Origin of the sequence: Pseudomonas sp. B34(2017) (genome assembly GCF_002112915.1) — a bacterium.
Lineage (GTDB): Bacteria > Pseudomonadota > Gammaproteobacteria > Pseudomonadales > Pseudomonadaceae > Aquipseudomonas > Aquipseudomonas pharyngis.
Genome location: NZ_NEJA01000003.1, coordinates 542,053 through 567,487, shown reverse-complemented (window position 1 = coordinate 567,487; position 25,435 = coordinate 542,053). Strand labels below are relative to the sequence as shown.

The following is a 25,435-nucleotide window of genomic DNA, read 5'->3' as shown; positions in this document are numbered from 1 at the left end:
TGCATCGTCGAATTGTTTTTGTTGTTCGAAGCCTGAGTCGCGGCGGTCTAGAGTCGGCGGCTACCCTCCTCACGCAACAGCGCCTGCAAGGTGTCGAGGCGGGCACTGTCGAAGGCAGCGACAGTCCCCTGTTCGAACACCCGGCGCGCCAGCCCGGTCAGCACCGCTCCAGGCGGCAGTTCGATCTGTAGACGTACGCCGCGCTCGTAGGCGCTTTGCACGGTGCCGCGCCAGTCCACTACGCGGCACATGTTGAAGGCGAGGTCGTCGCGCAGCGCTTCTACCTGGGTCACAGGCCTTGCGCGACTGCCGCTCAGGTAAGCGATTTTCGGTGTTTTCAGTTCAACCTTTTTGAACGCCTCGGCGAGGGTTTGCGCAGGCTCGTCCAGCAACGGGCAGTGCGACGGCACGCTGACCGCCAGACGTTTTGCCAGACCGGCGCCACGACTGCGCGCCAGCTCGGCGACCGCTTGCATCGCCTTGTCACTGCCGGCAATCACCACCTGGTTATCGGCATTGATGTTGGCCAGGTACACCGGTGTTTCTGCGCCGTGCACCTGCGCCAGCAGCATTTCGACTGTGGATAATTGCAGGCCGATGATCGCGGTCATGCCGAAGCCCTGTGGATAAGCCTGCTGCATCAACTCGCCGCGCAGGCTGACCAGATGTAGCGCATCGCGGAAGCTCAACGCCCCGGCGACCACCGCTGCCGGATAGGCACCGATGGACAGGCCGGCGACGTAATCTGCGGTGAGTCCGTCCCGCAACAATTGCCGCGAAGCTGCAACTCCGGCGATCAGCAGACAGAGCTGAACCGCTCGGGTGTTGCGCAGCGCTTCGCTGGAATCCAGCCGCAAGACATCCTCACCGAGCTCGTCGCTGGCCTCGATCAGCGTTTCCCGAGGCAAACGCTGGAGCATGCCGGGCTGCTGCGCGCCCTGGCCGGGAAACACCAGCAGGCTGCTCACGCTGCCTGCTCCTGCGGGTTCCACGGATCAGACACCAGACAGGCTTCATGGGCGTTTTTCAAAAGCACCCGTGAAGCATTCCCGGCCCATTCGCGCAAGGCGACGGCACCGAACGGCGTCTGCAATTGCAGGTCGACCCGGCAGATCGCCTGATCGAAATGCGCCACCAGTTTGCGCGCCTGGTTGCGGGTAATGAGTTGCGGTGTACGCAGAATCAAGTCGAGATCGCTGCGCTCGTGCATTGCCGTAAATCCACTGGCCAGCTCAAACCCGACACTGCCACTGACACCCCAGATCCAACCGCAATCATCGAGCACCGGCCGCAGTTGCCGCAGCGCCTGCATGACCGGCAGATCACGCGCGCTCTCTACATGACAAAGCGCTTCCGGGCTGACCCGACAGGCAATCGAATCGATCGCCATGAACGTCGCCAATCGCTGCTCGCGCAACCGACCGCGCACGCCCACTGCCACAAGTCCTTCCTCACTCAACGCCCGCCGCACCACCACCGGTTGCCCGGCAGCCAGCGAATCAATCGCCCACTGCGGCGCATCCGCCGGCAACTGCGCCGGCGTCATGCCCCACAGCAAGTCGTGGGCGAGAACGCTGTTCACCACTGCGCCCTCAGCAGTTCACGTACGCGGCTGGAGGCTTCGCGGTTTTTCGCGCCGAGACGATTGCTCAAATCAGTCGCGCCAATATCTTCGATGGCTTGCTTCAGGCATTCGCCGACCCGCGCCAGATCCTCCGCCGTCGGCTGTTCGATCTGCTGCACCGACAAGGTTTCCCAGAGCAATCCGAGGCTGGCATAGCTGTCGATGTCATAGGCCATCGGCGGCACGCTGGACGCCAGAGCTTCCAGTTCTTCAACGCTGCGCAACGTCACCCGCGCCGCCGAAGCCTTGCCCATCGCATGCACCATCACCCCCGGATCACGCAGGGCGATCAAGCGATTGGCCTGATATCCGTGAGCGAGAAACGCCCCGGACATGGCCTTGCCCACCAGCAGCGCAATCACCGGATGCCCGACCAGCCGCGCGCGGGCATAAGCGTCTGCCGCACCGGCCAAAGCCTGATGAATGCCGAGGGCTTCTTCGCGGCGACCGTAGGCCTGGCTCGGCACATCGACGATGGCGATCAAGGGCCGTTTTTGCGATTTGTCCTGGTCGGCGGTGATCGCGTCATCCACCGCCTTGGCCAGGCCCCAGCCTTCGAGCAATCCGACTTCGCCGTTGCGGGCGCGAGGGAAACGGTTTTGCGGATCGGCGACCACCGCGATAAAGCGCCCGAGTGGTCCGTCAGCGACCTTCAGCGAGGGCGGCAAACCTTCAACCGCATTCGCGCCAGCGCTCAAGGCGTTGAACCAGTTCAAACCGCGCACGGAATAACCACTCATGAGCGCTCTCCTTGATACAGATCGCGAACCACCGAAGGCTCGATTTGCTTGTCAGTGTCCAGGCTCGTCAGGCGTTGCAGGAACCACTCGGCCCGTTGACTGCGCGGTTGCGCCGGCAAGCCTTGTTGCAGCAACTCGCCGACCTGCTGGCGAATCTGCGCCACGTCATCGGCGACATAACGGTCCACCAGACCACTGGCGAAACGTTGCTCGCCACCGGTCAGGCTCCAGATGAAGGGCCGGTCGCGAGAGTCGTATTCCTCGATCCCGGCTTCCTGCTCGATCACCTGCGGGCCGTTCAGGCCGAGGCGTGCTTCCTGGGTCACCAGCAAATAGCTGCACAGCGCGGCGGCAATCGACATCCCGCCAAAGCAACCGACGCTGCCGGCCACCACGCCAACCACCGGTTGGTATTGCTGCAGATCGACAATCGCCGCGTGGATGTCGGCAATCGCCGCCAAGCCAAGGTTGGCTTCCTGCAGGCGCACGCCGCCGGTTTCCAGCAGCAGGATGGCGCGGGTCGGAATGCCTTTGCGGTTGTCTTCGGCGGCCAGCTCCAGCGCGCCGGCGATTTTTGCGCCGCCGACTTCACCGAGGCTGCCGCCCTGAAACGCGCCTTCAATCGCCGCGATCACCACCGGCAAACCGTCGAGGCTGCCCTTGGCGATCACCACGCCGTCATCGGCTTGCGGCACGACGCCCTGGCGTTCGAGCCATGGCGACATGACGCGTTGAAACGGGTCGAGCAGTTCGCGAAAGGTACCGGCGTCGAGCAAGGCTTTCGCCCGCTGCCGTGCGCCGAGTTCGACGAACGAATGTTTGTGTAGAAGCGCTGAGGTGTCAGTCATGGCCGATCTCCTCGAAGCCTTGTTCCAGCCGCAGGCGCACCACGCCCGGGGTCGCACCGAAGTCGTGGATATCAATGGCCATCGCCGGTGGTGTGGTGCCGTCGAACATCCGTGCGAACAGATGCTGCCAGCGCTGCTCGGCACCGTTGACCGAAGTCTGCACGTTGATCGTCAGCTTGCCGGCCAGGCCCGGTTCGATCAGCACTTCCAGATCGCCCGAACCGACACAACCGACCAGCGCCCGACCGCGTGGCGGCTGCCCGGCGGGGAATTCAAAGGATAAGGTTTCCATCAAAACGCTCCCTGAAGGATGCCGTCGCGCTCGATTCGATCGAGCAGCAGGCTGGCGGCGAGCAAGTCGGCGGCGCCACCGGGCGAGGCATTCAATGCGATGAGTTGTTGATCCAGTTCGTGCAGGCGGCGGCGACCGGTGAGGCTGGCGCTGCCACCGGCGTCGAGCACTGTCTGGGCGCCGTGTTGCATGGCGTGCAGGCCCGGTTCGCCAGCGCGATAGAGGACGCAGGTGTCGACGAGGTCGGTCATGATTGCGAGCAAGGCGTCGAGCCGGGCGTTCTGTTCGCCATGGCCGGCGGCGCGGCTGCGTTTGAGCTGCGGCAGGCCGCGTTGCACTACCGACGGGAAACCAAGTTGTGCTTCTTCGCGGGCACCGCGAGCGCCGTAGCGTTGGGCGACTTGGGCGCCATGACTCAGCGGACGCGGCGCATAACGGTCATCGAGCAATGCCAGACGCGCAGCGCGCAGAGTCACGGCGCTGGCGCTGGTGGATTTCGTGTCCAGCGCAGCAGCCGTGACCAGCAGGCCCAGCGCCCAGATCGCCCCGCGATGGGTGTTCACGCCATTGGTGGTGGCGAGCATCGCTTGCTCGCCTTCCCGGCCGATGCGGCCAATGGCTTCGCGCAGGGGAAAGCCGATCTCGCCGAACTCAAGTGCCGCTTCGGCCATTTCCTTGAACGCCGGCCACAGCGCCAATGCCGAGGCATGCATCAATCCCAGGTGCAGATCGGTGTGGGCACCGTTGCCGCGACGGTCGACCAGCGCCGGTTTCGGCGACAGGTCGGCTTCGTCGATCAGCGCGTCCACGGCCAGGTCCGCCAGCCGTTCCGCGAGGGTGATGGTTTTGGGTTGCAGGTTGAGTGCGTGCATTACCAACTCCTGAACTTGGCGGGCGGGTTGTAGAGGCCGCCGGACCACTCGACCAGATCGGCCACGCTTTTCGCCGCCAGCAATTCGCGGGTGGCGTCGGTACGACGGATGCCGAGGTCTTCGGGCAAGGCAATCAGGCCTTCGCGGCGCATGCGTTCGGTGTCTTTCGGGTTGTGCCGCAGGCCGATGGCGGTGACGCCGGCCACCGCTGCAATCATCGCCTGACGCTCTTCCAGCGAACGCGCCTTGTACAGGTAGGCGATGCCCTCTTCGGTCAGCAGGTGGGTGACGTCGTCGCCGTAGATCATGATCGGCGCCAGCGGCATGCCGCTTTTTTTCGCGACCTCCACCGCGTCGAGGGTTTCGACGAAGGTCGGTTTGCCGCCCTCCTGGAACGTCTCGACCATCTGCACCACGAGTTTCTTGCCGCGCTCGAGCATCGGCTGCTGCGAATCGTCATGGCGCATATCGAGCCACGCCGGGGTGCCGTGACGGCGGCCGCGCGGGTCGTGGCCCATGTTCGGTGCGCCGCCGAAACCGGCGAGACGGCCTCGGGTGACAGTGGAGGAATGGCCATCGCCATCGACTTGCAGGGTCGCGCCGATGAACAGGTCCACCGCGTATTGCCCGGCCAGTTGGCAGAACATCCGGTTGGAACGCAGCGAGCCGTCACGGCCGGTGAAGAACACATCAGGCCGGGCGGCGATGTAGTTTTCCATGCCCAGTTCGGTGCCGAAGCAATGCACGCTTTCGACCCAACCGCTTTCGATGGCCGGGATCAGGGTTGGGTGCGGGTTGAGGGTCCAGTTGCGGCAGATCTTGCCCTTGAGGCCGAGGGATTCGCCGTAGGTCGGCAGGATCAGTTCAATGGCCGCGGTGTTGAAACCGATGCCGTGGTTCAGCGACTGCACGTTGTGTTTTTCGTAGATCCCGCGGATCGCCATCATCGCCATCAGCACGTGCACAGGCTTGATGTGCCGAGGGTCGCGGGTGAACAGCGGTTCGATGTAGAACGGCTTGTCCGCCACCACCACGAAGTCCACCCACGAAGCCGGAATGTCCACGCGCGGCAGTTCGCTGACGTCGTCCACCAGTTGATTGACCTGGACGATGACGATGCCATCGCTGAAGGCTGCCGGTTCGATCAGCGCCGGGGTGTCTTCGGTGCTCGGGCCGGTGTAGATGTTGCCGGCCCGGTCAGCCATGAACCCGGCCGAGAGCACGACATTGGGAATCAGGTCCACCACCAGCCGGGCGTAGAGTTCGATGTAGGTGTGGATCGCGCCGATTTCCAGCAGACCGTCTTCGAGCAACTGGCTGATGCGCAGGCTCTGGGTGCCGGCGAAGGAGAAATCGAGCTTGCGGGCGATGCCGCGTTCAAACAGGTCCAGATGCTCGGAACGGCCGACGCTGGGCATGATCATGTGCAGGTCGTGGAGTTTTTCTGGATCGGCCTTGGCCAGGGCGCGGGAAAGGAAATCCGCCTGCTTCTGGTTGTTGCCCTCCAGCACCACACGGTCGCCGGGCAGGATCAGCGCCTCAAGCGCCGCGACGATTCTGTCGGTGGGCAACACCGCACCGTCGGCCAGCCCGCGCACCTTGTCGAGGCGCCGCTGCTTCTCGTCACGCCGCCGCGTCCAGCGCGAGTCGGGGGAATTGGTTGTTGTCATGCTCACTCCACGGGGTTCGCTGTCGTGGAGCTACCTTAGGAGTGTGATCGAGGGGCATCAATCAAGCGCGGCGGCGAACCGTTACGGTGAGCGTAATGATCAGTGAACGAGCCCCGCATCCACCAACAATTTCTCCAATGCCAACAAATCCGGCACCTTCGCCACCTGCTCCCCGACCTGCACCGCCGCCTGCTCCAGCGCACACAGCGGCACGTCGACATAACTCAACTGGCTGTCGAGCTTGTACGAGCGCGGAATCCCCTGCACCAGCAGCGCGATGAACTTCAACTCCGGCCGCCCGCCGAGGGCATTGAGGATGACGATCCGTGCCCGTTCGCCGATGACGATCTTGTTGCCGCACGCCGACTCGAAACTCAGCAGCGGAATCTGCCGCTCACGCCAGGTCACCCGACCGAGATACCACGGCGGTGTGTCGAGATCGAAGGCGCTGGACTGGTAGTCGATCAGCTCGGCGACGGCGACGTTGGGCAGGATCAGGTTGCGATCCGCCAGCGGCAGCAGCAGCCCGGTGAGCTGGCTGGCGCGTTGATTGTGCTGGCGTTCATGCATGTTTTTTGCTCCACAGGGCGATGCTTTCGAGCAGCACCGATTCCTGGTACGGCTTGCCGAGGTAGTCGTTGACGCCGATGGCCATCGCGCGGTCGCGGTGTTTCTGCCCGGTGCGCGAGGTGATCATGATGATCGGCAGATGTTGCAGGCGCTCGTCCTGGCGCACCTGGGTCGCCACTTCGAAGCCATCCATGCGCGGCATTTCGATGTCGAGCAGCATCAGGTCCGGCATGTGTTCTTCCAGCAGCAGCATGGCATCGACCCCGTCCTTGGCGGTCAGCACGTTCATGCCATGACGTTCGAGCAGGCGGCTGGTGACCTTGCGCACCGTGACCGAATCGTCGACCACCATCACCAGCAACGGCTTGTGCGGTTCGCTCTCCATTTCATGGCCGGCCGGACGCTGCGGCAATCGCGCCTGCATCGCGCGGATCGGTGCCAGCAGGTCGAGAATCAGCACCACCCGGCCATCGCCGAGAATCGTCGCCCCGGACACGCTCTGCACCGATGCGAACTGCGGGCCGAGGCTCTTGACCACGATCTCGCGGGTGCCGGCCATCGTGTCGACCTGCACGGCGATGTGCCGGTCGCCGCACTGTACCAGCAACACCGGCACCGGCAGGCTCTGGCCGGACAGCTTCGGCCGTGGCGCGGTTTTCAGTAGCTCGCCCAAGTAGCACAGCTCATAACGCTGGCCGCCGTACTGATAAGTCGGCGGATCGAGGCGGAAATGCCCGTCCAGTTCATTCGGCAGCACGCGGACGATGCCGTCGATGGTGTTCAGCGGAATCGCGTATTGATCCTCGCCACACTGCACCATCAGCGCACGGTTGACCGATACGGTGAACGGCAGGCGAATGCGAAAATGCACGCCCTGCCCCGGCACCGAATCGATGCTCATGGTGCCGCCAAGTTGCCGGACTTCTTCGTGCACCACGTCCATGCCCACGCCGCGCCCGGAAATCTGGGTGATTTTCTCGGCCGTGGAAAAGCCTGGCTGGAGGATGAACTGCAACACTTCGCGGTCGCTGATGTCGGCGTCCGGCGCCAGCAGACCGCGCTTGATCGCCTTGCGCCGCACGGCATCCAGCGGCACACCGGCGCCATCGTCGCGGATGTCGAACACGATGTCGCCGCCCTCGCGGGACAGGTCGAGGCTGATCTGCCCTTGCGCCGGTTTGCCCGCCGCCAGTCGGACGTCGGCGGACTCCAGGCCATGGTCGACGGCATTGCGCAGCATGTGTTCCAGCGGCGCCGCCATGCGTTCGAGGACATTGCGGTCCATCTCGCCTTCGGCGTTGCCGACGCTGAACGCCACGTCCTTGCCCAGCTCTTCGGCGACCTGTCGGACGATGCGTTTCAGACGCGGCAACATGCGCTCGAACGGCACCATGCGCGTGCGCATCAGGCCTTCCTGCAACTCGGTGTTGATCCGGCCCTGCTGCTGCAACAGGTTCTCCGCGTCGTGGGTGCGCCGGTCGAGGGTTTCCTTCAAGTCCAGCAAGTCGGAAGCGGATTCGAACAGCGCCCGTGACAGCTGCTGCAACTGCGAATGGCGGTCCATTTCCAGCGGGTCGAAATCTTCGTAGCCGAGGCGTTCGGCATCCACTTGCTGACGACTGAGGATCCGCCCCTGGGTTTCGGTGTCGAGCCGGCGCAACTGGTCGCGCATACGCTCGATGGTGGTTTCCATCTCGTGCAGGGCGGTCTGCGCATCGTTGACTTGCTGCTCGATGCGCCCACGGAAAATCGAGGTTTCGCCAGCGAGGTTGACCAGCTCGTCGAGCAGTTCGGCGGAGACCTTGACCATGTCCGCCCCGGTCTCGGGCGCCGGGGCCGCAGGCTCGGCCTTGACCGCAACCGGCGGCACGGGCGCCGGGGTTTGCACCAACACGGGATGGCTGAAATTCTGGATCGCGCTGATCAGCCGGTCCGCCGGCGGACACGGCTGACCGGCGCGCACCGCGTCGAGCATCTGCGCCAAGCGGTCATGGCCGCGCTGCAACAGCGCGAACAGTTCGGCGCTGCCCTGCAGGGTGCCGGCAGACAGGCTTTCGTAGAGGTTTTCCAGCTCATGAGCGAGGTCGCCGATCGGGCCGATTTCCACCATCCGCGCGCCGCCCTTGAGGGTGTGCAGATCGCGCAGCAGGGTTTCCACTTCCTGGCGATTGCCGGGTTCGGCCTGCCAGCGCAGCAACGCGGCGCCGGAGTTTTCGATGATGTCGAAACCTTCCTCGAGGAAGATCTCCAGCAGCTCCGGATCGTGTCCGGGGCCATCCTGTGTGGCGGAAGCGGTCGGCGTCTCAGGACTGGCGCTCGGGCCCTGGCGAAAGCGGCGGATCGCCTCGATCAGGTCCTGCGCCGGATCCAGCGGCTGGTGCCGGTGCAACTGTTCGAGGAACAGCGCCAGGCGCTCGTGGCTCTGGCGCAGCAATCGATCCAGAGCTTCGCTGTGGCTGTACCGACGATCCACCAGCCCTTGGTAAAGGCCTTCCAGCTCATGGGCCAGATCACCGACGGCCGCCACCTCGGCCATCCGCGCGCCGCCCTTGAGCGTGTGCAAATCCCGTTGCAACGACGACAGCGGCGCGCCGTTTTCCGGATCTTTCAGCCAGCGCTGCAAGGCTTGGCCGGCGCTGTCGAGAATGTCCACCGCCTCTTCGAGGAAGATCTCGACGATCTCGTCGTCCGCCCCGCTGTCGATGCTGTGTTGCTGCAGTTCGGCGGTGGCGCTGCCCAGTTCACGGATGCTCAGGGTGCGGCTGCCGTCGCTGCGGATCAGGCCCATGGCCGACGGATCGAGGCTCTCGTCGAGCAACTCGTGCAAGGCGCGGATGCGCTGCGGTTGCGGGGTAATTTCCTGGCCGGCGGCCAGTTCGTCGAGCATGTTGATCAGCGCTTCATGAGCCTGCTGCGCCTCATGGAAAAACCGCTCGCTGACCGCCAGGCTGCTTTCTTCGACAGCGCCGTATAGATCGAGCAAGGCTTCACACAGCACATCCACCGGCAGCAGATCCGCCAGATGCGCGCCCTCGCCCAGGGTGGTCAGCTCATCCAGCAGCGCGCTGAGTTCCTGACGTTCGCCGGGGTGCTGCTGCCAGCGCTGCAAGAGGCTTTCGGCATCGAGCAGGATGTCCATGCCCTGGGCCAGAAAGTTGTTGATCAGTTGCGGATCGCGTTTGACCCGCAAGGCGCTGCTGGGGGCGCTGAGGATCGATTCCAGGCGCTCGCCGAGCAAGGTTTCAGTGCGTTTGATCAGCGACTGCGCGCCGACAATCGGCGCCAGCGGATCGTGTTTGAGCTGACGCAGACCGACGCGAAACAGGCCCTCGGCTTCGAGCAGCAGTTCCACTTCGTCGAGGTCCAGCGCCAGTTGATGGGCCTTGAATTCCCGGGCCAGTTTATCCAGCGGCGCCGCCAGTTCGGCAATCGGTGACACCCCCGCCATCGAGGCGCTGCCCTTGAGGGTGTGCAGGGCTCGCTGCAACTCGTCGCTGGCCTGCAACGGCACATGCTCGGCAGCCTGATCGAGAAAACGGTTGAGGCTGGCGAGGTGGGTTTCGGCTTCGTTGCGGAAGATCTCCAACAACAGCGGATCGAGGGCCGCGACGTCTTCCACGTCTTCGGCAGGCAGCGGTGTGTCGCCCTTGGCCAGCGCATGGGCGCGGGCCGCCAGTTGATCGACATCGTGGCGCTGACGCTGGCCATTGGTGGCGAATTCGCCGATCAGGTCCGGCAACAGCAGCAGCGTGTCGGCGAGTAACTGGCGCACCGCCGGGCCGGGTTCGACACTGTGTTCCAGCACGCGGTTGAGCAGGTTTTCCACCGCCCAGGCCAGCTCGCCGAGGACCAGCGCGCGCACCATCCGGCCGCTGCCCTTGAGGGTGTGGAAGGCGCGGCGCAGTTCACTCAGGGCGGCGCGGTCATCGGGCGCGGCAGACCAGCGCGGCAGGTATTCGCTCAGCACCTCGAGCACTTCCCCGGTCTCTTCGAGGAACACTTCGCGCAGCTCGTCGTCCACCGGTTCTTCATCGGCCGGTGGCGGCAGCAGGCTGCCCGGCGTGGTCAGCGCCGGCGGGTTGACCGCCGACACCGGGCTGGCCAGCACTTCGGCCAACGACTGCACGATCTGCGGGTCGTCCAGCTCCTGCAAATCCTGCATCACCAGCGCTTCGCTGGGGCTGAGCACGTCGTCGAGCACCGGCACATGCGGCTCGCCGGGCTGTTCGTCAGGAAAGAAGCCGAGACTGGCGAGGCTTTTCTGCGCGATATCCAGCAAGTGTTCGCTCGGTGCCTGCGGGTCGTCGGTCAGGCGCTCGAGGTAATACTCGAGGCTGGTGATGGCGTCGGCGAGGCTGTCGAGTTGCTGCCACCCCGGCTCGTGCGGGTCGAGCAACAGGTGCTCGCGGATAAATCCGTTGCAGGCTTCGAGCAGGCTGGCCGCCCGCGCCAGCGGAATCATCGCCAGCGCGCCGCGCACCTGGGTCAGCAGCGCCGGCAGGCTTTGCAGTTGCTGGCGGTCCCAGTCGGCGTCGATGTAGTCGACGATCATGTCCTTGGCCTGTTGCAGACAGATGCGCGCTTCCTTGATCACGATCTGATGAATCTGCGTCAGGTCGGTGGTCGGCAGCCGCGAGTCATCCGGGCTCTCCGGCTCCACCGTACCGACCATCCCGGCCAGCGTCGCCTCGACGTAGAGCAAGGCGCCGGCGACGTCCATCAGCGTGGCGTCGTTCGGTTCGCGCTGACCCTGGGCGAGACTGAGCACCACCGCCAGTTGATCGATGATCACCTTGCGCGGCTGGCCGAAACCGAGCACCGCCAGGGTGTCGGCGATCTGCCGCAGCGGCGCCAGCAGGCTGTCCAGGTCCGAGGCGTGCTGGCGGTCGCTGCGCACGAACAGGTCGAGGCGTTCCTTGACCCGCACCAGCTCTTCGCACAGCGCCGCGAGCACCGAGCGCATGGCATCGCGGTCGGGGCCGGCCAGACGCGCGCGTTCTTCGTCGACCATCGCGCTGTCGGGCAGCGCGTCGTCCAGGGAGTAGCGATCTTTCATGGTCAGCATCTGCCCGGTGGGATGTTCGGCTTTGGCGATATAAAACAGCAGGCTTTTCAGCAGTTCAGGCGGTGGCGGCTGGTTGAGGCCGGGCATGCCCTGTTCGAGCAGGCGCTTGAGTTCCTTGTCGGCGTCCTTGAACAGGCTGCGCAGGGCCGGACTGTTGGCGATCCGCCCTTCACGCATGCCCTCGACCAGCGCCGACGCGACCTGCCACAACGGGCTCAGCGGCGAGTTACCGCTCAACGCTTCGAGGCGGGTGAAGACCTTGGCCAGATAACCGAGGTGCGTCTGGTCATCCTGTTCGCGGAGCAATCCGACCAGCGCCATTTGCAGCATCTGACGCAATTTGCGCAACACATTCGGCAGCTCTGCCGGCTCCAGCAGCGCCAGAGTTTCCTCCCCCAGCGGCGCCAGCTCGGGCAACTGCGGGCTGAACAGGCTGGTTTCCGACAGCAGGCTTTCGCCCCGGGCGCTGCGCAAGTCGTTAATCAGCGGCAGCACCACCAGCGGCAGGTCACGGCGGGCGCCCTGCACCCGGTCGAGGTAGGTCGGCAATTGGCCCAGCGCCTGCAACAGCAAGTGCAGCGCTTCGTCGCGGTGGCTGACGCGGTCGTTCTGCAACGCTTCGACCAGATGTTCCATCTCTTCGGCCAGCAGCGCCGCACCGTAGAACTCGACCATCTGCAGGCTGCCGTGTACCTGATGGATGCAGGCCAGGCATTCGTCCAGCCCGGGCACGGACTGCGGATCGTCGAGCACGGCTTCGATGGCCTGATGCGCCTGCCTCAGCGTCTCGGCGATTTCACCCTTGACCCATTCGAGGGCCACGTAATCGTGCCGGTCACCCATAACCACTCCGCTCGACATTGCCTCGCCCGCAGGCCTCACGCCTTGTCCGAGACGGGCGCTGGCGCCGCCGGCAAGGTGAACCCGGAAACCGAGCGGCGCAACTGGCTGGCCATTTTCGCCAGGTTGCCGATGCTCTCGGCGGTGGCCGTGGAACCGGACGAGGTCTGCGAGGTGATCTGCTGGATCACGTTCATCGTCAGGGAAATCTGCCCGGCCGAAGACGTTTGCTGCTGCGCCGCGTTGGAAATGCTCTGGATCAGCGCCGCGAGGGTCTTGGACACGCCTTCGATTTCTTCCAGGGCCACACCGGCATCCTGCGCCAGCCGCGCGCCGCGCACCACTTCGGTGGTGGTCTGCTCCATGGAAATCACGGCTTCGTTGGTGTCGGTCTGGATCGCCCGCACCAGCGTTTCGATCTGTCGGGTCGCGGCGGAGGAGCGCTCGGCCAGCCGCTGCACTTCGTCGGCCACCACGGCAAAACCGCGCCCGGCATCACCGGCCATCGACGCCTGAATTGCCGCGTTGAGGGCGAGGATGTTGGTCTGGTCGGCAATGTCATCGATCAGGCTGACGATGTCGCCGATTTCCTGGGACGACTCGCCCAGGCGCTTGATGCGCTTGGCGGTGTCCTGGATCTGTTCGCGAATGTTGTCCATACCGTGGATGGTGTTGTGCACCACCTCGTTGCCCTTGTTGGCGATCTCCACCGAACGCTCGGCCACCGCCGAGGATTCGGCGGCGTTGGCCGATACCTGATCGATGGACTGGGCCATGTCGCTGATCGCGGTCGAGGCTTCGGAAATCTGCTGGGCCTGATGCTCCGAGGCCTGAGCCAGATGCATGGCGGTGGCCTGGGTTTCCTGCACCGCAGCGGCGACCTGGCCGGCGGTGAGGTTGATGGTGGCGACCAGATCGCGCAACTGGTCGACGGAATAGTTGATCGAATCGGCGATGGTCCCGGTGAAGTCTTCGGTCACCGAGGCGGTCACGGTCAGGTCGCCGTCGGCGAGGTCTTCGATCTCGTCGAGCAGGCGCATGATCGCGTTCTGGTTGCGTTCGTTCTTTTCTGCGGTCTCGCGCAACTGGCGGTTGGTTTCCCGGACCATGACCAGGCCGATCAGGATGATCGAGGCCAGCGCCAGCAGGCCCAGTACGTAGCCGCCGATGGTGTCGGTGTTGCGCCCGCCGGCAAGGTTTTCGAAACGGCTGGCCAGGTGCGAGGCTTCGTCGAGCAGGGTCTGCGACAGGCTGAAGATATTGGTGGCCGACTCACGGACCTTGAACAGCTCCGGCGAGGTTTCGAGGATTTCATCCACGGAACCCGAGACGAACTGGAACAGCTCGGAAATCTCGCTCAAGCGAGCGCGGGCATCGCGGTCTTCGACCTGGCTGACTTTCAGCGCCGGGTTGCCTTGCAACATGCCGTTGAGCACCTGGCCGAAGCGTGCGGCATCGCGACCGAACGCGTCGGCAGCCTGCTGGGAGTTTTCATCGCCCGAGAGTACGGTGTTCACCGCACCGAGAATCCGTTCGGCCAGCAGCGACTGACGCTGGGCCATCGCCACCTGCGCCGCCGGCGCACCCCGTTGCAGGAGGATTTCCACGACCTTCTCGTATTCGATCTGCAACTGCGGCACGGTTTCGGCCAGAGTCGCGGCCACTTGATGCAGGGACAGCACGGTCTGTTCGCTGGAGAGAATCGCGTCGGTGTTTTTCAGCAGGCGTTCCCAGTCCAGCTGCACGGCGCGCATTTCCGGGCGCACGACGGATGGCGCCGGCGGCAGGCCGGTGCTCGGGTCGCCCTTCTTGAGGTAACCCCAGCGCTGAGCAAAATCATTGCGCGCATCGCTGAGCAGCTTGAACGCGGCGGCTTTGCCGGCGGCAGCCTCGGTGGCGTTTTTGGCGATCCGCTGCGACAGCACCCGCAGCTCGCCGGCGTGGCCGATGTACTGCTTGTCGTAGTTGGCCTGGGTGTTGAGGTAAGCGAAGTTGGCGAACAGCAGCATGATGAACACGATCAGTGCGATGAACAGCACGATGATCTGCGAGCGGCTGCGCGAGCCTTCTGCGGGCTTGCCTGTTTTTGCTTTGATCATCGGTCCTCGCCTGTTAAACCGCGACGTGCATGAAACTCGGTGACTGCGCCAGCGCAAACAGGCTGAACACCCGCCAGTTCTGCTCGCGCCGGAAATAGCCCTTGATGAACTCGCCTTTGGAGCCCTGCCGTTTACTGATCGAGACGGATTCGAAACTGTCCTGCTCGAAGTGCTGCAGGCCGAAGACTTCATCGACCAGCAACCCGGCAAACACGTCCTGATGCTCTACCACCAATACCCGCCGCTGCTTGCGCATCGGTGACAGTTCATGGCCGAAAAAGCCGCACAGGTCCATGACCGGCAGCAGCCGTCCGCGCAGGTTGGCCACGCCCTTGACCCACGGTTTGACGCCCGGCAACTGCGTGACACGCAGTTCGGGCAGCACTTCGCTGACTTCGCCCATCGGCGTGACGTACCAGTGCTCGCCCAGACGAAAGCCGATGCCGCTCCAGCGATCCTGGCGCGCCGGTTGGGATGGCAGGTCCGCCGCCAGCAGGCGACAGCACTGGTCGATCTGCCACAACAGTTCGAACGCGGTCAGCGATTCGCTCATGACGGCGCGATCAACCGGCCAGCACGTTGTTCAGGGTCTTGATCAGCGTGTCTTCATCGACCGGTTTGGTCAGGTAGTCCCTGGCGCCCTGGCGGGTGCCCCAGACCTTGTCGGTCTCCTGATCCTTGGTGGTGATGATGATCACCGGGATGTGGCTGGTTTCCGCATCCTTGGTCAACTGACGGGTGGCCTGGAAGCCGTTGAGGCCGGGCATGACGATATCCATCAACACCGCGTCGGGTTTTTCCTGACGGGCCAGGGCCACGCCGTCGGCGCCGTTTTCGGCTTTCAGCACTTCGTGCCCGTGCTTTTCCAGCATGCCGGTGAGTTTGTACATTTCGGTCGGCGAATCGTCGACGATCAGGATACGTGCCATGGTCTTCCCCATTTTTCTTGTCGACACCGGGCCCGCTGGCCGAGCGTCTCTGTGCGTGTCTTACTGCGGCAAAGCGGCAGCGAAGCCCGGAACATGGGCCGAAATCGCGTCGAGCAGTTCTTCCTTGCTGAAAGGCTTGGTCAAAAATTGATCGGAACCGACAATCCGCCCCTTGGCCTTGTCGAACAGCCCGTCCCGGGACGACAGCATGATCACCGGCGTGCCCTTGAACGCGTTGTTGTTCTTGATTAAAGCGCAGGTCTGATAACCATCCAGACGCGGCATCATGATGTCGACAAAGATGATCCCGGGATGGTGGTCGGCGATCTTCGCCAGGGCGTCAAAACCGTCGATCGCGGTGATGACTTCGCACCCTGCATTTTTCAACAGGGTCTCGGCGGTGCGACGAATCGTTTTCGAGTCGTCGATCACCATGACCTTCAAGGCGCTGGACTGCTGTTCCATAAGGGGGCTCTACCGTCGCCTTTGCGAATCAATTTGTCCGTTTTGCGATGACTGATGGCTGGAAACCCTTGATGTTCAAGGGCCAGCACGACATGGCAGCCTTTTTAGCACAGTCTCCTGATCCAATCTATCGACGGGTTTTTCCTTGACCGAAAACCCGCCCGGCGCCACTCTGGCGGCACTTTTTTCATACCGATCCGGTAGCCAATTTTCGAGGAAAACCCAATGAGCGTTCGCGTCGGGATTGTCATGGACCCTATCGCCAGCATTTCCTATAAGAAGGATAGCTCGCTGGCCATGCTGCTGGCGGCGCAGAAGCGCGGCTGGGAACTGTTCTATATGGAACAGAAAGACCTTTATCAGGGTGAAGGCCAGGCACGGGCGCGGATGAAGCCGCTGAAAGTCTTCGCCAACCCGGAAAAATGGTTCGAACTGGGCGCCGAACAGGATTCGCTGCTCAGCGACCTGAACGTGATCCTGATGCGCAAGGATCCGCCGTTCGACATGGAGTTCGTCTACTCCACCTACCTGCTCGAACAGGCCGAGTCTGCCGGGGTGCTGGTGGTCAACAAGCCGCAGAGCCTGCGCGACTGCAATGAAAAACTGTTCGCCACGCTGTTCCCGCAGTGCACGCCGCCGACCGTGGTCAGCCGCCGCGCCGACGTGCTGCGTGAATTTGCCGCCAAACATGGCGACGTGATCCTCAAGCCGCTGGACGGCATGGGCGGTACTTCGATCTTCCGTCACCGCGCCGGCGACCCGAACCTGTCGGTAATTCTGGAAACCCTGACCGCCCTCGGCGCCCAGCAGATCATGGGCCAGGCCTACCTGCCGGCGATCAAGGACGGCGACAAGCGCATCCTGATGATCGACGGCGAGCCGGTGGATTACTGCCTGGCGCGGATTCCGGCCCAAGGCGAAACCCGTGGCAACCTCGCGGCCGGCGGTCGTGGCGAAGCCCGTCCGCTGACCGACAAGGATCGCTGGATCGCGGCCCAGGTCGGCCCGACCTTGCGCGAAAAAGGCCTGCTGTTCGTCGGCCTGGACGTGATCGGCGAGCACCTGACCGAAATCAACGTCACCAGCCCGACCTGCATCCGCGAAATCGACAATGCCTTCGGCACCGACATCGGCGGGATGCTGATGGATGCGATCGAAGGCAAGCTGCAAGCGTCGAGCCGCAAGCCGCAAGCTTAAAGCCAGTGGTGTGCAGCTTGTCGCTTGAGACTTCAAGCTTGCAGCTAAAAACCAACATTGCGTTATCATGCCGAGCCCGTAAAAACGCGATGTTGGTTTTTCTCGAATGACACTTCCGTCCGATCTGCCCGCTGAACTCGCCCATAAAGGCGTGCGCCCGGTCGATCGCCTCGGATTTACCCTGTTTCTCGCGGCGCTGATCCATCTGGCGCTGTTGCTCGGCGTGGGTTTCACCATGGTCGAGCCCAAGCAGATCAGCAAAACCCTGGAAATCACCCTCGCTACCTTCAAGAGCGAAAAGAAGCCGGCGAAGGCTGATTTCCTCGCCCAGGAAAACCAGGAAGGCAGCGGCACCCTCGACAAGAAGGCGATCCCCAAGACCACCGAGGTCGCGCCGTTCCAGGCAAACGAAGTCAAGAAAGTCACCCCGCCACCGGCCGCCAAGCCGGAGGTGCAGGAAGCCGCACCGAAAGCGGCGGTGACCACCGTCGCGCCGAAACCGAAAAAGGCGCCGACCAAGAAAGAAGAAGACAGGACCGAGACCAAACCGAAGGTCGACGCCCCGACCTTCGACAGCTCGCAGCTCTCCAGCGACATCGCCAGCCTTGAAGCCGAACTGGCCAACGAACAACAGCTGTACGCCAAGCGCCCGCGTATCCACCGCCTCAGCGCCGCGTCGACCATGCGCGACAAGGGCGCCTGGTACAAGGATGAATGGCGCAAGAAGGTCGAGCGCATCGGCAACCTCAATTACCCCGATGAAGCCCGGCGCAAGCAGATCTACGGCAATCTGCGCCTGATGGTGTCGATCAACCGCGATGGCTCGCTGTACGAAGTGCTGGTGCTGGAGTCTTCCGGCCAGCCGCTGCTGGATCAGGCAGCACAGCGCATCGTGCGCCTGGCGGCACCGTTTGCACCGTTTACGGGGGACCTGTCGGACATCGACCGGCTGGAAATCATCCGCACCTGGAAATTCGCCCGGGGTGACCGGCTGTCCAGTAACTGAGTCGATCTTTTGCCCGCTCCAGCTTGTCAGTTCGCCCCCCGAACGCCACACTAGCGCACATGAAAAACGTCAGCCCCAGCTACCTCAAGCATCACTTCCTGATCGCCATGCCACACATGGCCGACCCGAACTTTGCCCACACCTTGACCTACATCGTCGAGCACACGGCCAATGGCGCCATGGGGCTGGTGGTCAACCGACCGCAAGAGCTGAATCTGGCCGACATCCTCGAACAACTGCGCCCTGACATCGACCCGCCAGCGCTGTGCCAGCATGTGCCGATCTTCATCGGCGGCCCGGTGCAGACCGATCGCGGTTTTGTCCTGCACCCGGCGGGCAAGACGTTCCAGGCGACTGTCGAGCTGGAAGGCGATCTGGCCCTGTCCACCTCGCAGGACGTGCTGTTCGCCATCGCCGACGGCGTGGGCCCGGCCAAAAGCGTGATCACCCTCGGTTATGCCGGTTGGGAAGCCGGTCAGCTGGAGGCCGAGTTGGCCGACAATGCCTGGCTGACCTGTCCGTACGACGCCGACATCCTGTTCAACACCAGCAGTGAACTGCGCCTGGAAGCAGCGGCCAAGCACTTGGGGATCAACCTCAGCCTGCTGACCAGCCAGGCAGGACACGCCTGATGGCCCTGCGCCTGATCCTCGGCTTCGACTACGGCACCAAACAGATCGGCGTAGCGGTCGGCCAGGTGATTACCGGCCAGGCCCGCGAACTGTGCACCTTGAAGGCGCAAAACGGTGTGCCGGACTGGAATCAGGTCGAAGCCCTGATAAAGGAATGGAAACCCGACGCCGTGGTGGTCGGCCTGCCGCTGAACATGGACGGCACCCCAAGCGAGATGTGCGCCCGCGCCGAGAAATTCGCCCGCCGCCTCAACGGCCGCTTCAACCTGCCTTTCTATACCCACGATGAACGCCTGACGACCTTCGAAGCCAAGGGCGAGCGACTGGTGCGCGGCGGACAGAAAGGCAGCTACCGCGACAACCCGGTGGACGCCATCGCCGCCGCCCTGCTGCTGCAAGGCTGGCTCGACGAAAACACCGCACTATTTGAATCCTGACAAGCGCTACGGCGCTTTTCTTTTGGTTACAACCCGAGCCCCGGTTCGCGAGAACCGGCTCGACCCCGAGAAGGAGCAACCATGAGCCTGCCCAATCCCGCCGATCTGATCAGCCAGATGGCGACCCGCCTCAAGGCGCACCTTGCCCAGCGTGATATCAGCGAACCGCGTTACATCGGCATCCGCACCGGCGGCGTCTGGGTCGCCCAGGCCCTGCTCAAAGAGCTGGGCAGCGATGCGCCATTGGGCACGCTGGATGTTTCCTTCTACCGCGACGACTTCAGCCAGAACGGCCTGCACCCGCAAGTGCGTCCGTCCGCCCTGCCCTTCGAAATCGAAGGCCAGCATCTGGTGCTGATCGACGACGTACTGATGAGCGGCCGGACCATCCGCGCCGCCATGAACGAACTGTTCGACTACGGCCGCCCGGCCAGCGTGACGCTGGTCTGCCTGCTGGACCTGGACGCCGGCGAATTGCCGATCCGCCCCAACGTGGTCGGCGCGACGCTGTCGCTGGCCGCCCACGAGCGGGTCAAGCTGTCCGGGCCGGAGCTGGCCCTCGAACTGCAAGACCTTGCCCTTTAATCCGCCCTATTGAGAGTCCCCCTCGCGATGACGCCTCTAGATACCAAGCGCCCGCTGCAGCTCAATGATCAGGGCCAGCTGCGCCACTTCCTCTCGCTCGACGGCCTGCGCCGCGAGTTGCTGACGGAAATCCTCGACACCGCCGACTCGTTCCTCGAAGTCGGTGCCCGGGCCGTGAAGAAGGTCCCGTTGCTGCGCGGCAAGACCGTGTGCAACGTGTTCTTCGAAAACTCGACCCGCACCCGCACCACCTTCGAACTCGCGGCCCAGCGGCTGTCGGCGGACGTGATCACCCTGAACGTGTCGACCTCGTCGGCCAGCAAGGGCGAAACCCTGCTCGATACCCTGCGCAACCTTGAGGCCATGGCCGCCGACATGTTCGTCGTGCGCCACGGTGACTCCGGCGCTGCGCACTTCATCGCCGAACATGTCTGCCCGCAAGTGGCGATCATCAACGGCGGCGACGGCCGGCACGCCCACCCGACCCAGGGCATGCTCGACATGCTGACCATCCGCCGCCACAAGGGCGGCTTCGAGAACCTCTCGGTGGCCATCGTCGGCGACATCCTGCACTCGCGGGTGGCGCGCTCGAACATGCTCGCCCTGAAGACCCTCGGTTGCCCGGACATCCGCGTGATCGCGCCGAAAACCCTGCTGCCGATCGGCATCGAGCAGTACGGCGTGAAGGTCTACACCGACATGACCGAAGGCCTGAAAGACGTCGACGTGGTGATCATGCTGCGTCTGCAGCGTGAGCGCATGACCGGCGGCCTGCTACCGAGCGAAGGCGAGTTCTACCGCCTCTTCGGCCTGACCACCGCGCGCCTGGCCGGCGCCAAGCCCGATTGCATCGTCATGCACCCGGGACCGATCAACCGTGGCGTGGAGATCGAGTCGGCGGTGGCCGACGGCCCGCACTCGGTGATCCTCAATCAAGTCACCTACGGCATCGCAATCCGTATGGCCGTGCTGTCCATGGCCATGAGCGGGCAAACGGCGCAACGTCAATTCGAGCAGGAGAACGCCCAGTGAAGCTCAGCATTCTCGGCGCCCGCGTCATCGATCCAAGCAGCGGCCTGGATCAAATCACCGATATTCATGTTGAAGCCTGCAAGATCGTCGCCCTCGGCGCGGCACCGGCCGGTTTCACCGCCGTCGAAACCATCGACGCCCAAGGCCTGGTGGCCGCTCCGGGGCTGGTCGACCTCAACGTCGCCCTGCGCGAGCCGGGCTACAGTCGCAAAGGCACCATCGCCAGCGAAACCCGCGCTGCGGCGGCCGGTGGCGTAACCAGCCTGTGCTGCCCGCCGAAAACCAAACCGGTACTCGACACCTCCGCCGTGGCCGAACTGATCCTCGACCGCGCCCGCGAGGCCGGCAACACCAAGGTGTTCCCGATCGGCGCGCTGAGCAAAGGTCTGGATGGCGAACAGCTCGCAGAACTGGTTGCCCTGCGTGACGCCGGTTGCGTAGCGTTCGGCAACGGCCTCGAAAGCTTCCGCAACACCCGCACCCTGTGCCGGGCGCTGGATTACGCGGCGACCTTCGACCTGACGGTGATCTTCAACTCGCAGGATCACGACCTCGCCGACGGCGGCCTGGCCCACGAAGGCGCCACCGCCAGCTTCCTCGGCCTGCCAGGCATCCCGGAAACCGCTGAAACCGTGGCCCTGGCCCGTGATCTGTTGCTGGTCGAGCAAACCGGCGTGCGTGCGCACTTCAGCCAACTGACCAGCGCTCGCGGCGTGGCCCTGATCGCTCAGGCCCAGGCCCGTGGTCTGAAAGTCACGGCGGATGTCGCCCTGTATCAGCTGATCCTGACGGACGAAGCGCTGATCGACTTCAGCAGCCTGTATCACGTGCAACCGCCGCTGCGCACCCGCGCCGACCGCGATGGTCTGCGTGAAGCGGTGAAGTCCGGCGTGGTTTCGGCGATTTCCAGCCATCACCAGCCCCATGAACGCGATGCCAAACTGGCACCGTTCGGCGCGACCGAACCGGGCATCAGCAGCGTCGAGCTGTTGCTGCCGCTGGCGATGACCCTGGTCGAGGATGGTCTGCTGGACTTGCCGACCCTGCTGGCCCGCCTGAGCGCCGGCCCGGCCGAGGCCCTGCGCCTGCCGGCGGGCAAACTGGCGGTGGGGGGTGCGGCGGATATCGTGCTGTTCGATCCGAAGGCCTCGACCGTTGCCGGCGAAACCTGGCTGTCGAAAGGCGAGAACTGCCCGTTCCTCGGCCATAGCCTGCCGGGTGTGGTGCGTTACACCTTGGTGGATGGCCGGATCAGTCACCAGGCGTAAAAAAAATGGCGAGGGAGCCAGCTCCCTCGCCATCACTTACTGAAATGCGCCCCGCCCTTCGGCATTACGCACCGACACCTGATCGTTCAGCGTCCAGAAGTCATACAGCACCCCAAGAAAGAACAACCCGCCGGTCAGCAGGTACACCACCCCGCTGATCCACTTGCCCTGATACATCCGGTGCACGCCGAGCGCGCCGAGGAAGGTCAGCAGAATCCACGCCACGTTGTACTCGATAGGACCCGCGGCGAAACGCAGGTCGGCTTCGCGATCCATCGCCGGGATCAGGAACACGTCGATCAGCCAGCCGATCCCCAGCAACCCGAAAGTGAAAAACCAGATCGTGCCGGTCACCGGCTTGCCGTAATAGAAGCGGTGGGAGCCTGTGAAACCGAAAATCCACAACAGGTAACCGATCACCTTGCTGTGGGTGTCTTTTTCCTTCACACGGGGCAGCTGATAGCCGTTCATTAAGACCTCGATACACGCGATAGATAAATATTCTTTAATTCTTTGTGACTTTTTTACAGGTAGCCGACGTATGGCAAATGCTACCGTGTGTCCCGTCAAAGCCTTATAGCACCGGACTTCTGTCCGACAATTGCGTCTTTTTGCCGCTTATTTGGTTCCGTTGGCATCGGATTGAATCGACCAACGGCCTCGGAAGTGACAAAAAAGCTGTTATAAAGTTGCGCGCTAACACATCAAGAGCCCTGCCTAATGCGTCCATTTTTCAAGACATGGCTAACTATTTGCCTATTAATGCCACTGGCCGCCCACGCCACCAATCGTGAGCAACGTCTTCCCAACGTTAACGGTTTCACCCCTAAATCCCATGCCTCTGCTCCTTCGAACAAAGGCAAACAGGTCAAACACACCACGCTGAGCAGCACCGGCCGCAGCAAGCTGGTGCCACCGATGGCGACCAAGGAAAGCAGCAATGTCCTCAGTCGCGCGGTAAACGTCCTCGGTACGCCTTACCGTTGGGGCGGCAGCAGCCCGAGTAAAGGCTTCGACTGCAGCGGTCTGGTGAAATACGCGTTCAACGACGCCACGTTCGACCTGCCACGCACCTCGAACGCCATGGCCAGCGGTCACGGCGAGAAAGTCGAACGCAAGGACCTGAAGCCGGGCGACCTGATTTTCTTCAACATCAAGAGCCGTCGGGTCAATCACGTCGCCATCTACCTGGGCAACGACCGTTTCATCCATGCACCACGGCGCGGCAAAGCGGTGAGCATCGACACACTGAACAAGCCGTACTGGGAAAAGCATTACGTGGTGGCCAAGCGCGTATTGCCGAAGGAACAGGGGCAAATGCGCGTCGTTCAGCGCTGAAGCTAGCTTGTCCGCACGCTCTGCGTCCGCTTTGGGACGCGGAGCGTCCCGGGCTGCATTCCCACGCAGAGCGTGGGAACGATCAGAACGAAAAATCGCAGCCCACGGGCTGCGATTTTTTTTGCCTAGAAGTTATCTGGCGTGCGCGCTTTCTCCCGCGCATGTTCGCGGCTGATCAAGCCTTTGGTCACCAGATCCTTCAGGCACATGTCGAGTGTCTGCATTCCCAGCGAGCCACCGGTCTGTATCGCCGAATACATCTGCGCCACCTTGTCCTCGCGGATCAGGTTACGGATCGCCGACGTGCCCAGCATGATCTCGTGCGCCGCCACCCGACCGCCGCCGATCTTCTTGATCAGCGTCTGCGAGACTACCGCCAGCAACGACTCCGACAGCATCGAGCGCACCATGGATTTTTCGTCCCCGGGGAACACATCCACCACCCGGTCGATGGTCTTGGCTGCCGACGTGGTGTGCAAGGTGCCGAACACCAGGTGCCCGGTCTCGGCCGCGGTGAGCGCCAGGCGGATGGTTTCCAGATCGCGCATCTCGCCCACTAGGATCACATCCGGGTCTTCGCGCAGCGCTGAGCGCAATGCGGTGGCGAAACTGCGGGTATCACGATGGACTTCGCGCTGATTGATCAGGCATTTACGCGATTCGTGGACAAATTCGATCGGATCTTCAATGGTCAGGATATGGTGATGACGATGGGTGTTGAGGTAATCGATCATCGCCGCCAATGTCGTGGACTTGCCGGAGCCGGTCGGTCCGGTCACCAGCACCAGCCCGCGCGGCGCATCGGTGATCTTGCGAAAGACGTCGCCCATGGCCAGGTCTTCCATGGTCAGCACTTTTGACGGGATGGTCCGGAAAACCGCCCCGGCGCCCCGGTTCTGGTTGAAGGCGTTGACCCGGAAGCGCGCCACGCCGGGGACTTCGAAGGAAAAGTCGGTTTCCAGATGTTTCTCGAAGTCCACCCGCTGGGTGTCGTTCATGATGTCGTAGATCAGCTCGTGCACCTGCTTGTGGTCCAGCGCCGGCAGATTGATCCGCCGCACATCGCCATCCACGCGGATCATCGGCGGCAGACCGGCCGACAGGTGCAGGTCGGAAGCGCCCTGTTTGGCGCTGAAGGCCAGCAGTTCAGTGATATCCATAGCGTCCCTCAATTCCAGTAGAATGCCGCGAACCTTCAGACCGCTGGCGCCTCTTGATGTCCACGATAGCAGACAACATTCTCCAGGTTAGTTCGCGTATTCATGCCGCCACCGCTGCCGCCGGACGCGATGAAAACAGCGTCCAGCTACTGGCCGTGAGCAAGACCAAACCGGCACAAGCCCTGCGCGAAGCGTACGCCGCCGGCCTGCGCGACTTTGGCGAGAACTACCTGCAAGAGGCCTTGGGCAAGCAGCTCGAACTGGCCGACCTGCCCTTGATCTGGCACTTCATCGGCCCCATTCAGTCGAACAAGACCCGCTCGATTGCCGAGCATTTCGCCTGGGTGCACTCCGTGGATCGCTTGAAAATCGCCCAACGCCTGTCCGAACAACGCCCGGCGGATCTGCCGCCACTGAACATCTGCATTCAGGTCAACGTCAGCGGTGAAGCCAGCAAGTCCGGCTGCACGCCGCAAGACCTGCCGGCCCTGGCCCAGGCCATCAGCGCCCTGCCGCGCCTGAAGCTGCGCGGGTTGATGGCAATTCCCGAGCCGACCGAAGATCGCGCCGAGCAAGACGCTGCATTCGCTGCCGTTCAGAAGTTGCAGGCCAGCCTCGATCTGCCGCTCGACACACTTTCCATGGGCATGAGCCACGACCTCGAGTCGGCCATTGCCCAGGGCGCGACCTGGGTCCGTATCGGTACGGCCCTGTTCGGCGCCCGCGACTATTCCCAATCTTGAGCATTTCCAGATAAGGACCTGAC

24 protein-coding genes are annotated in these 25,435 nt (G+C 63.4%); 9 read left to right on the top strand and 15 right to left on the bottom strand.

Features of this window, described 5'->3' with window-relative positions:
* Nucleotides 1-47: 47 nt before the first annotated feature.
* The 13 genes from mdcH to pilG all read right to left on the bottom strand — a co-directional run bounded on the left by mdcH (nucleotide 48) and on the right by pilG (nucleotide 16,014).
* Nucleotides 48-968, bottom strand: coding sequence for a malonate decarboxylase subunit epsilon (gene mdcH / locus CAF80_RS12300; protein ID WP_085667390.1), 921 nt, complete (start codon nucleotides 966-968; stop codon nucleotides 48-50).
* Complete coding sequence (locus CAF80_RS12295; RefSeq protein WP_085667389.1) at nucleotides 965-1,585, bottom strand: malonate decarboxylase holo-ACP synthase; 621 nt, start codon at nucleotides 1,583-1,585, stop codon at nucleotides 965-967. The genes mdcH and CAF80_RS12295 overlap by 4 nt, the downstream gene beginning before the upstream one ends.
* Nucleotides 1,579-2,364, bottom strand: coding sequence for a biotin-independent malonate decarboxylase subunit gamma (mdcE, locus tag CAF80_RS12290; protein WP_085667388.1), 786 nt, complete (start codon nucleotides 2,362-2,364; stop codon nucleotides 1,579-1,581). Before mdcE ends, CAF80_RS12295 begins: the two co-directional genes overlap by 7 nt.
* Entirely contained in the window at nucleotides 2,361-3,212 is an 852-nt protein-coding gene (locus CAF80_RS12285) for a biotin-independent malonate decarboxylase subunit beta (protein WP_064380119.1), read from the bottom strand. Before CAF80_RS12285 ends, mdcE begins: the two co-directional genes overlap by 4 nt.
* Nucleotides 3,205-3,504 (bottom strand): malonate decarboxylase subunit delta, encoded by a 300-nt coding sequence (locus CAF80_RS12280; protein ID WP_039767948.1) that lies wholly within the window; start codon nucleotides 3,502-3,504, stop codon nucleotides 3,205-3,207. Before CAF80_RS12280 ends, CAF80_RS12285 begins: the two co-directional genes overlap by 8 nt.
* Nucleotides 3,504-4,376, bottom strand: coding sequence for a triphosphoribosyl-dephospho-CoA synthase (locus CAF80_RS12275; RefSeq protein ID WP_074690174.1), 873 nt, complete (start codon nucleotides 4,374-4,376; stop codon nucleotides 3,504-3,506). The genes CAF80_RS12280 and CAF80_RS12275 overlap by 1 nt, the downstream gene beginning before the upstream one ends.
* The gene (mdcA, locus tag CAF80_RS12270) at nucleotides 4,376-6,046 is read right to left on the bottom strand and encodes a malonate decarboxylase subunit alpha (RefSeq protein ID WP_039767946.1); all 1,671 of its coding nucleotides are present in this window, start codon (nucleotides 6,044-6,046) and stop codon (nucleotides 4,376-4,378) included. Before mdcA ends, CAF80_RS12275 begins: the two co-directional genes overlap by 1 nt.
* Nucleotides 6,047-6,145: 99 nt before the next feature.
* Nucleotides 6,146-6,616, bottom strand: a complete 471-nt coding sequence (locus tag CAF80_RS12265; RefSeq protein WP_039767945.1) for a chemotaxis protein CheW — start codon at nucleotides 6,614-6,616, stop codon at nucleotides 6,146-6,148.
* Entirely contained in the window at nucleotides 6,609-12,524 is a 5,916-nt protein-coding gene (locus CAF80_RS12260) for an Hpt domain-containing protein (protein WP_074690170.1), read from the bottom strand. The genes CAF80_RS12265 and CAF80_RS12260 overlap by 8 nt, the downstream gene beginning before the upstream one ends.
* A 35-nt stretch (nucleotides 12,525-12,559) precedes the next feature.
* On the bottom strand, nucleotides 12,560-14,620 hold the full coding sequence (locus tag CAF80_RS12255; protein ID WP_039767943.1) for a methyl-accepting chemotaxis protein: 2,061 nt from the start codon (nucleotides 14,618-14,620) through the stop codon (nucleotides 12,560-12,562).
* Between the two features lie 13 nt (nucleotides 14,621-14,633).
* The gene (locus tag CAF80_RS12250; protein WP_074690168.1) at nucleotides 14,634-15,173 is read right to left on the bottom strand and encodes a chemotaxis protein CheW; all 540 of its coding nucleotides are present in this window, start codon (nucleotides 15,171-15,173) and stop codon (nucleotides 14,634-14,636) included.
* A 10-nt stretch (nucleotides 15,174-15,183) separates the two neighbouring features.
* Entirely contained in the window at nucleotides 15,184-15,549 is a 366-nt protein-coding gene (pilH, locus tag CAF80_RS12245) for a twitching motility response regulator PilH (protein WP_011336365.1), read from the bottom strand.
* Nucleotides 15,550-15,609: 60 nt separating this feature from the next.
* Nucleotides 15,610-16,014: a twitching motility response regulator PilG gene (pilG, locus tag CAF80_RS12240; protein ID WP_007953330.1), complete on the bottom strand. Its 405-nt coding sequence runs from the start codon at nucleotides 16,012-16,014 to the stop codon at nucleotides 15,610-15,612.
* 225 nt (nucleotides 16,015-16,239) lie between these two features.
* Between pilG and gshB the strand changes: the two genes are divergently transcribed.
* The 7 genes from gshB to CAF80_RS12205 all read left to right on the top strand — a co-directional run bounded on the left by gshB (nucleotide 16,240) and on the right by CAF80_RS12205 (nucleotide 22,171).
* Nucleotides 16,240-17,211, top strand: a complete 972-nt coding sequence (gene gshB, locus CAF80_RS12235; protein WP_039767940.1) for a glutathione synthase — start codon at nucleotides 16,240-16,242, stop codon at nucleotides 17,209-17,211.
* A gap of 106 nt (nucleotides 17,212-17,317) precedes the next feature.
* The gene (locus tag CAF80_RS12230; protein WP_085667387.1) at nucleotides 17,318-18,217 is read left to right on the top strand and encodes an energy transducer TonB; all 900 of its coding nucleotides are present in this window, start codon (nucleotides 17,318-17,320) and stop codon (nucleotides 18,215-18,217) included.
* A gap of 59 nt (nucleotides 18,218-18,276) precedes the next feature.
* Entirely contained in the window at nucleotides 18,277-18,849 is a 573-nt protein-coding gene (locus CAF80_RS12225; RefSeq protein WP_039767938.1) for a YqgE/AlgH family protein, read from the top strand.
* Nucleotides 18,849-19,286 carry a Holliday junction resolvase RuvX gene (gene ruvX, locus CAF80_RS12220; protein WP_007953334.1) on the top strand — a complete coding sequence of 146 codons (438 nt, stop codon included), beginning with the start codon at nucleotides 18,849-18,851 and terminating at the stop codon, nucleotides 19,284-19,286. The genes CAF80_RS12225 and ruvX overlap by 1 nt, the downstream gene beginning before the upstream one ends.
* An 81-nt stretch (nucleotides 19,287-19,367) precedes the next feature.
* Entirely contained in the window at nucleotides 19,368-19,871 is a 504-nt protein-coding gene (pyrR, locus tag CAF80_RS12215; RefSeq protein ID WP_039767937.1) for a bifunctional pyr operon transcriptional regulator/uracil phosphoribosyltransferase PyrR, read from the top strand.
* Nucleotides 19,872-19,898: 27 nt separating this feature from the next.
* On the top strand, nucleotides 19,899-20,903 hold the full coding sequence (locus CAF80_RS12210; RefSeq protein ID WP_007913665.1) for an aspartate carbamoyltransferase catalytic subunit: 1,005 nt from the start codon (nucleotides 19,899-19,901) through the stop codon (nucleotides 20,901-20,903).
* Nucleotides 20,900-22,171, top strand: a complete 1,272-nt coding sequence (locus tag CAF80_RS12205; protein ID WP_039767936.1) for a dihydroorotase — start codon at nucleotides 20,900-20,902, stop codon at nucleotides 22,169-22,171. The genes CAF80_RS12210 and CAF80_RS12205 overlap by 4 nt, the downstream gene beginning before the upstream one ends.
* A 36-nt stretch (nucleotides 22,172-22,207) precedes the next feature.
* Here CAF80_RS12205 and CAF80_RS12200 read toward each other — a convergent pair whose 3' ends face one another.
* On the bottom strand, nucleotides 22,208-22,642 hold the full coding sequence (locus CAF80_RS12200; protein ID WP_007953343.1) for a TM2 domain-containing protein: 435 nt from the start codon (nucleotides 22,640-22,642) through the stop codon (nucleotides 22,208-22,210).
* Between the two features lie 249 nt (nucleotides 22,643-22,891).
* Here CAF80_RS12200 and CAF80_RS12195 point away from each other — a divergent pair, with 249 nt between their 5' ends.
* Nucleotides 22,892-23,509 carry a C40 family peptidase gene (locus tag CAF80_RS12195; RefSeq protein ID WP_039767935.1) on the top strand — a complete coding sequence of 206 codons (618 nt, stop codon included), beginning with the start codon at nucleotides 22,892-22,894 and terminating at the stop codon, nucleotides 23,507-23,509.
* 125 nt (nucleotides 23,510-23,634) lie between these two features.
* On the opposite strand, the gene CAF80_RS12190 is transcribed toward CAF80_RS12195, so the two are convergent.
* Nucleotides 23,635-24,669, bottom strand: coding sequence for a type IV pilus twitching motility protein PilT (locus tag CAF80_RS12190; RefSeq protein ID WP_039767934.1), 1,035 nt, complete (start codon nucleotides 24,667-24,669; stop codon nucleotides 23,635-23,637).
* 56 nt (nucleotides 24,670-24,725) lie between these two features.
* On the opposite strand from CAF80_RS12190, the gene CAF80_RS12185 reads away from it, so the two are divergent.
* Complete coding sequence (locus CAF80_RS12185) at nucleotides 24,726-25,412, top strand: YggS family pyridoxal phosphate-dependent enzyme (RefSeq protein WP_085667386.1); 687 nt, start codon at nucleotides 24,726-24,728, stop codon at nucleotides 25,410-25,412.
* Nucleotides 25,413-25,435 lie beyond the last annotated feature (23 nt).

What these genes read in the sequence shown, in the direction of transcription:
- mdcE (WP_085667388.1), bottom strand. Translation starts at nt 2,364, where the DNA reads ATGAGTGGTTATTCCGTGCGCGGTTTGAACTGGTTCAACGCCTTGAGC.
- CAF80_RS12285 (WP_064380119.1), bottom strand. Translation starts at nt 3,212, where the DNA reads ATGACTGACACCTCAGCGCTTCTACACAAACATTCGTTCGTCGAACTC.
- CAF80_RS12280 (WP_039767948.1), bottom strand. Translation starts at nt 3,504, where the DNA reads ATGGAAACCTTATCCTTTGAATTCCCCGCCGGGCAGCCGCCACGCGGT.
- CAF80_RS12275 (WP_074690174.1), bottom strand. Translation starts at nt 4,376, where the DNA reads ATGCACGCACTCAACCTGCAACCCAAAACCATCACCCTCGCGGAACGG.
- mdcA (WP_039767946.1), bottom strand. Translation starts at nt 6,046, where the DNA reads ATGACAACAACCAATTCCCCCGACTCGCGCTGGACGCGGCGGCGTGAC.
- CAF80_RS12265 (WP_039767945.1), bottom strand. Translation starts at nt 6,616, where the DNA reads ATGCATGAACGCCAGCACAATCAACGCGCCAGCCAGCTCACCGGGCTG.
- CAF80_RS12260 (WP_074690170.1), bottom strand. Translation starts at nt 12,524, where the DNA reads ATGGGTGACCGGCACGATTACGTGGCCCTCGAATGGGTCAAGGGTGAA.
- CAF80_RS12255 (WP_039767943.1), bottom strand. Translation starts at nt 14,620, where the DNA reads ATGATCAAAGCAAAAACAGGCAAGCCCGCAGAAGGCTCGCGCAGCCGC.
- CAF80_RS12250 (WP_074690168.1), bottom strand. Translation starts at nt 15,173, where the DNA reads ATGAGCGAATCGCTGACCGCGTTCGAACTGTTGTGGCAGATCGACCAG.
- pilH (WP_011336365.1), bottom strand. Translation starts at nt 15,549, where the DNA reads ATGGCACGTATCCTGATCGTCGACGATTCGCCGACCGAAATGTACAAA.
- pilG (WP_007953330.1), bottom strand. Translation starts at nt 16,014, where the DNA reads ATGGAACAGCAGTCCAGCGCCTTGAAGGTCATGGTGATCGACGACTCG.
- gshB (WP_039767940.1), top strand. Translation starts at nt 16,240, where the DNA reads ATGAGCGTTCGCGTCGGGATTGTCATGGACCCTATCGCCAGCATTTCC.
- CAF80_RS12230 (WP_085667387.1), top strand. Translation starts at nt 17,318, where the DNA reads ATGACACTTCCGTCCGATCTGCCCGCTGAACTCGCCCATAAAGGCGTG.
- CAF80_RS12225 (WP_039767938.1), top strand. Translation starts at nt 18,277, where the DNA reads ATGAAAAACGTCAGCCCCAGCTACCTCAAGCATCACTTCCTGATCGCC.
- ruvX (WP_007953334.1), top strand. Translation starts at nt 18,849, where the DNA reads ATGGCCCTGCGCCTGATCCTCGGCTTCGACTACGGCACCAAACAGATC.
- pyrR (WP_039767937.1), top strand. Translation starts at nt 19,368, where the DNA reads ATGAGCCTGCCCAATCCCGCCGATCTGATCAGCCAGATGGCGACCCGC.
- CAF80_RS12210 (WP_007913665.1), top strand. Translation starts at nt 19,899, where the DNA reads ATGACGCCTCTAGATACCAAGCGCCCGCTGCAGCTCAATGATCAGGGC.
- CAF80_RS12200 (WP_007953343.1), bottom strand. Translation starts at nt 22,642, where the DNA reads ATGAACGGCTATCAGCTGCCCCGTGTGAAGGAAAAAGACACCCACAGC.
- CAF80_RS12195 (WP_039767935.1), top strand. Translation starts at nt 22,892, where the DNA reads ATGCGTCCATTTTTCAAGACATGGCTAACTATTTGCCTATTAATGCCA.
- CAF80_RS12190 (WP_039767934.1), bottom strand. Translation starts at nt 24,669, where the DNA reads ATGGATATCACTGAACTGCTGGCCTTCAGCGCCAAACAGGGCGCTTCC.
- CAF80_RS12185 (WP_085667386.1), top strand. Translation starts at nt 24,726, where the DNA reads ATGTCCACGATAGCAGACAACATTCTCCAGGTTAGTTCGCGTATTCAT.